Origin of the sequence: Streptomyces sp. NPDC094034, from assembly GCF_040303865.1 — a bacterium.
In the GTDB taxonomy this organism is placed as follows: domain Bacteria; phylum Actinomycetota; class Actinomycetes; order Streptomycetales; family Streptomycetaceae; genus Streptomyces.
Map to the genome: position 1 here is coordinate 154,711 of NZ_JBEOUD010000016.1, position 6,000 is coordinate 160,710.

At 70.6% G+C, this 6,000-nt stretch carries 3 protein-coding genes; 2 read left to right on the forward strand and 1 reads right to left on the reverse strand.

The annotated features are described in order from the left end of the window. Positions 1-490 precede the first annotated feature (490 nt). Entirely contained in the window at positions 491-1,192 is a 702-nt protein-coding gene (locus ABTZ59_RS17060) for a Tat pathway signal sequence domain protein (RefSeq protein ID WP_351397416.1), read from the forward strand. A gap of 205 nt (positions 1,193-1,397) precedes the next feature. Here the strand turns inward: ABTZ59_RS17060 and ABTZ59_RS17065 are convergent, their stop codons facing one another. Continuing rightward, entirely contained in the window at positions 1,398-2,213 is an 816-nt protein-coding gene (locus tag ABTZ59_RS17065) for an SAM-dependent methyltransferase (protein WP_351397419.1), read from the reverse strand. Positions 2,214-2,473: 260 nt separating this feature from the next. On the opposite strand from ABTZ59_RS17065, the gene ABTZ59_RS17070 reads away from it, so the two are divergent. Further along, positions 2,474-5,713, forward strand: a complete 3,240-nt coding sequence (locus ABTZ59_RS17070; protein ID WP_351397422.1) for an alpha-L-rhamnosidase — start codon at positions 2,474-2,476, stop codon at positions 5,711-5,713. The last annotated feature ends 287 nt before the right edge of the window (positions 5,714-6,000 follow it).

Consider the following 6,000-nt stretch of genomic DNA (forward strand, 5'->3'; position numbering starts at 1 on the left):
GTATGAGTCCTGCTCCCGGTCCGGTGCGCTTGGCTCCGCAGCCGCCTCGGGCCCCGGGTGGGACGGCACGGCACCCGGCGGGGTCCGCGCCGGACGGACCGCTCGGGCTCGCGGCCGGTGCGTGCCCGCGGCAACGCCGCTGACGTCTGGGTACCGTGGGTAACATTCATCGGCGACTTCCCCCTCGGGGCCTTGACTCCGTGCACCGGACAGGTTTACAACGCTCTTGGGTTTCCTTCTGTGCCGCGCTCGTTCGCGGCGCGGTGCGGGTCCGTGGCGCCGGTCCCGCAACGCAACCGTTCCCCCCTACCCCCTCCGGCGCTGCCCCCGCGGGCACCGCTCTCGCACCTTCCCGCCGCTCCACCGCTCCCTTGAGGAGCGGGCGCCGCACAGCCGGCCGCCTCCCTCGCCGGTCATGACCACGCGCCTGGCCGAGCCGCCACAGCGTGCTCGCAGAACCTCATCCCACCGCTCGCGAAAGGGACTTCGCATGCGCACTCGCACGGGCTTACGACGTACCGTTCTCGCCACCGCCGGCGTCAGCGCCGCCGTCGCCCTCCTCACCACCGGAACAGCCTCCGCCACCGGTACGGCGTCCACCGCCGGTGCCGCCGCCGGCAATGTGCTCACCTACGGCAGCGCGGCCGGCGCCGCCGTCGCGGTGGGGGACGTCTTCACCTCCTCGCTCAGCAGCGGCGCGAGCGTCGCGATCCGTACCACGGCCGGCGGATCCACCGGAATCACCTGCACGGCTTCGCAGTTCACCGCGACCGTCACCGGCAATCCGGCCGCACCGGGGACCGCCACCGAGTCCCTGACGGCGCACACCTTCGGCGGCTGCACATCAAACATTCTGGGTACCACCGGGGTTCAGAGCATCACGGTCGACCGGCTGCCCTACAACACGACGGTCACCTCCGGGGGGCCGCTCACCGTGGGCGCGGGCGCGGCGGGCGCGGTACAGACGACCGTCAAGCTGAACACCCTGCTCGGCCTGACGACCTGCGTCTACACCTCCACGGGGCTGAGCGGGGCCACGTCCAACACCGACAACTCCATCACCTTCACCAACCAGTTGTTCAGCAGGTCGTCGGGTCCTGCCACCTGCCCGGGCTCCAGCTACTTCTCCGCCAAGTACGGCCCGGTCAAGGACACGAGCCAGTCCGGCAGCCCCTCCGTCTTCGTCAACTGACCTGTGGCGACGACACGTTGAGGAACTGACGGACGGACGCACCGATGCCCCTGCGACCACGCTCGCACGGGCATCGGCCGCTGACCGCGCCCCGACCCGGGCCGGTGCCCCTTCAGGCCTGTCCCCATTCAGGCCGGTCCCGGCTCGGGCCGGTCCCTGCTCAGGTGAGGCTCAGGTGAGGCTCCGGCTCAGGTGAGGCCCCGGCTCAGGCATTCTTCCGGGCGACGCCGCCGTACATGGCGATGTCACGGTCGTCGATGTCCTCCTGATCGGCGTCCGGCCGCCAGTGGTGGACCTGGGTGACGCCCGGCTCGACCAGTTCCAGACCGTCGAAGAACGCCTCGGCCTCGGCTTGCGTGCGCAGCTGCATGGGCATACCGCGGCGCGCGTACTCGGCGGCGACGCGGCCCACCTCCTGCGGGGCGAAGTCCGCGGTGCCGATGGTCATGGCCAGGAAGCTGCCCGCGGGCAGCGGGTCCAGCAGACGCTGGACCAGACCGTGGTCGTCGTCGGTGTCGAGGATGAAGTGCAGGATGCCGATGATCAGCAGCCCGACCGGTTCACGCAGATCGAGGAGCTCCTGGAACTGGGGCGAGCCGAGGATCGCGTCCGGGTCACGCATATCGGCGTCGACATAGGCGGTACGGCCCTCGGGGGAACTGGTCAGAAGCGCCCTCGCGTGCGCGAGCACGATCGGGTCATTGTCCACGTAGACGATGCTCGCGTCGGGGCGGACCTCCTGGACGACCTCGTGCACATTGGGCGAGGTGGGCAGGCCGGTGCCGATGTCGAGGAACTGCCGGATGCCCTCCTCCCGCGCGAGATACCGGGCCGCGCGGTGCATGAACTCCCGGTTGGCCCGCATGTGCACCGGCAGCGCCCGCCACTCGCGGCACATCGCGTCTCCGGCTTCCTTGTCCACCGGGTAGTTGTCTTTCCCGCCCAGGATGTAGTCGTAGACGCGGGCCGAATGCGCCTCGCCCGTGTTGATCCGCCGTACTGGATTCTCCCGCTGCGCCATCGTCACTCCAGATCCCGATCGAAGCTTTGGCCAGGAGTCTAGGCATGGAGATGTCTCAAGATCGCGCGGGCTACCCACATGAAAGGTTTCAACAGATCCTCGGAGGAAGCTAGAGCAACGTCAACCACCCCGTCAATAGGACAACTTGTCGCTCTCGCGGCTTCGCCACGGCCGTCACAGAACCCTTGACAGTTCACGGGCGCCTCCCTACTTTCCCAAAAGTGAAACGATTCATCGTCGAGTCGTAACGGAGTCGCATTGTGATCAGCAGAAGACGACTGCTCGGTACGTCCGCCACCGCCCTGGGAACAGCGCTTGTCGCCGGGACCGTGCCGGCCGCCGGAGCCGATCCGTCCATGGCACCGGCCGCCGGGCCGGGTGCCGGGGCGGGCGGGCGCGTCACCGAACCGACCGTCGAATACGTGCGCCATCCCCTCGGGCTCGACACCCCACGTCCCAGGCTCAGTTGGCCCGTCGCGTCCGACCGGCCCGGACAGCGGCAGAGCGCGTATCAGATACGGGTCGCCACCTCTCCGGAACGTCTCGCGACACCCGACATCTGGGACAGCGGGCGGATCACCTCCGCGCAATCGGTCCTGGTCCCCTACGCGGGACCGGAGTTGAAGGCACGTACCCGCTACCACTGGACGGTACGGGTGTGGGACGCCGACGGCAGGGCGTCGGGGTGGAGCGCGCCGTCCTGGTGGGAGACCGGGCTCACCGATGCCGCCGACTGGTCCGCACGCTGGATCGCCGCGCCGGCCGCGCTCGTCGGCGCGCCCGCGCTGGACGGCGCCTCCTGGATCTGGTTCCCCGAGGGGGACCCGGCGAGCAGCGCCCCGGCGGCGACCCGCTGGTTCCGCGGCCGGGCCGAGATACCGGCCGGCGTCGTCCGCGCCCGGCTGGTCATCACCGCCGACGACGGCTGCACCGCCTCGGTGAACGGCGTCCGTGTCGCGCACACCGAGGCGAACGGCCCCGCCGAGAACTGGAAACGACCCGTCGTCGTCGATGTGACCGGCCACCTGCGCGCCGGCGCCAATGTGATCGCCGTCTCCGCCACCAACGCGACCATCGGGCCCGCGGGTCTGCTCGGACTGCTGGAGCTGACGACAGCGAGCGGCACCACCGCCTTCGTCACCGACGGCGGCTGGCGGTCCACCGACCGGGAGCCCTCCGGCGACTGGGGGACAGTCGACTACGACGACACCGCGTGGCCCGCCGCCAAGACGCTCGCCGCGTGGGGCTCGGGCCCCTGGGGCGCGGTGCGGGTCTCCTACTCCCCCGCCGCGCAGCTGCGCCACGAGTTCCGGCTGCGGCGCGGGGTGAAGGTCGCGCGCGCCCGGCTCTACTCCACGGCCCTCGGGCTGTATGAGGTCCATCTCAACGGCGAGCGGATCGGCGAGGACCGGCTCGCGCCCGGCTGGACCGACTACCACCAGCGCGTCCAGTACCAGACGTACGACGTGACCCGGCTGCTCGGATCCGGTACCAACGCCCTCGGGGCGACGGTCGCGGCCGGCTGGTACGCGGGGAACATCGCCTGGTTCGGTCCGCACCAGTACGGCGAACGGCCCGCCCTGCTGGCACAGTTGGAGGTCACCTACGCGGACGGCACCACCGAGCGGGTGCTGTCGGACACCGACTGGCGCGCCGCGACCGGGCCCGTGACCGGCGCCGATCTGATGGCGGGCGAGGCGTACGACGCCCGGCTGGAGACCGATGGCTGGACGCGCCCCGGATTCGACGCGACCGGCTGGGTGTCCGCCGAGGCCGTCGCCAACGTCCGCGCGGCGCTCGTGGCGGAGGTGGACGGTCCCTCGCGGGTGGCGGGTGAACTGCCCGCGAAGAAGGTGACGGAGCCACGGCCCGGCGTCTTCGTCTTCGATCTCGGCCAGAACATGGTCGGCGCGGTCCGGCTGACCGTCTCGGGCGCCGCGGGCACCACCGTACGGCTGCGCCACGCCGAGGTCCTCAACCCCGACGGCACGATCTACACGGACAATCTGCGCACCGCGCGCGCCACCGACACCTATACCCTCAAGGGCGGTGGCCAGGAGACCTACGAGCCGCGCTTCACCTTCCACGGCTTCCGCTATGTCGAGGTGACGGGCTATCCCGGGAAACCGGCACCCGGCGCGGTCGTGGGGCGGGTCATCCACACCTCGGCGCCGTTCACCATGGATTTCCGCACGAACGTCCCGATGCTCAACCAGCTGCACAGCAACATCACTTGGGGCCAGCGCGGCAATTTCGTCTCCATACCCACCGACACTCCCGCCCGCGACGAACGGCTCGGCTGGACAGGCGACATCAATGTCTTCGCGCCAACCGCCGCGTACACCATGGAATCGGCACGCTTCCTCACCAAGTGGCTGGGGGATCTGCGTGACGCGCAGGAGGACAACGGCGCCCTCACCCATGTCGCCCCCGATCTCGCCGGGGTCGGCAGCGGTGCGGCCGGCTGGGGAGACGCGGGGGTCACCGTGCCCTGGGCGCTCTACCAGGCGTACGGGGATGTGCGGGTGCTGGAGCAGTCCTGGGCCTCCATGCTGAAGTGGCTCGACTATCTGGAGGCACACAGCAGCGGCTATCTGCGCCCCGCCGACGGGTTCGGCGACTGGCTCAACATCCAGGACGAGACGCCCAAGGACGTCATCGGCACGGCCTACTTCGCGCACAGCGCCGACCTCGTCGCCAGGGTCGCCGAGGTCCTCGGCAAGGACCCGGCGCCGTACACCGCGCTGTTCCGCGCCGTACGCGATGCCTTCCGCGCGGCGTATGTCTCCGCGGGCGGACGGGTGAAGGGGGACACACAGACCGCGTACGTCCTGGCCCTGTCGATGGATCTGCTGGCCGACGCCGACCGCGGACCCGCCGCCGACCGGCTCGTCGAGCTCATCAGGTCCAAGGACTGGCATCTGTCCACGGGCTTCCTCGGCACCCCTCGGCTGCTGCCGGTCCTCACCGCCACCGGTCACAACGATGTCGCCTACCGGCTGTTGACGCGACGGACGTTCCCGAGTTGGGGCTACCAGATCGACCAGGGCGCCACGACGATGTGGGAGCGATGGGACTCCATCAGGCCGGACGGCGGTTTCCAGGACGCCGGGATGAACTCCTTCAACCACTACGCGTACGGCTCGGTGGGCGAGTGGATGTACGCGAACATCGCCGGCATCGCCCCGGGTGGCCCGGGGTTCCGGCAGATCATCGTTCGGCCGCGGCCCGGTGGCGGGATCACGGAGGCCGAGGGGCGCTACGACTCGCTCTACGGCCCGATCAGCACACACTGGACGAACGACTCCGACGGCTTCCGGCTCACCGTCTCCCTGCCCGCCAACACCACCGCCGAGGTATGGATCCCCGAGGGCGGCGCGGCGACCACGACCGGCGAGGGCCAGGCGGAGGTACGGCACGCGACCGCCACGTTCCTGCGACGGGAGGACGGCTGCGCCGTGTTCGCCGCCGGATCGGGGAGGCATCACTTCACCGGCTGACTGGGCCGGCAGAGCCCCCACCGACAGGGCGGCGAACGGAAGGTTCCGCGAGGGGGGGGGCGTCCGGCGGGGCGTCCGGCGGGGCGGGGCGTCGGCCGGTGACGAGTGCGACATGCCGGACAGAGCGGTGGAAGCGTCCGGCCGAACCGTCGAGCGGGGAGGCCGACGACACTCCCAGGAGTGACGCGCCCTTAGGTCCTGTCCGGTCGATCTTCGCGGGCCCGCGACGCCTGGCACCGCACCTCGCCGCGTTGTCGGAGTCGCCCAAGTACGTCCAGTACATGGGC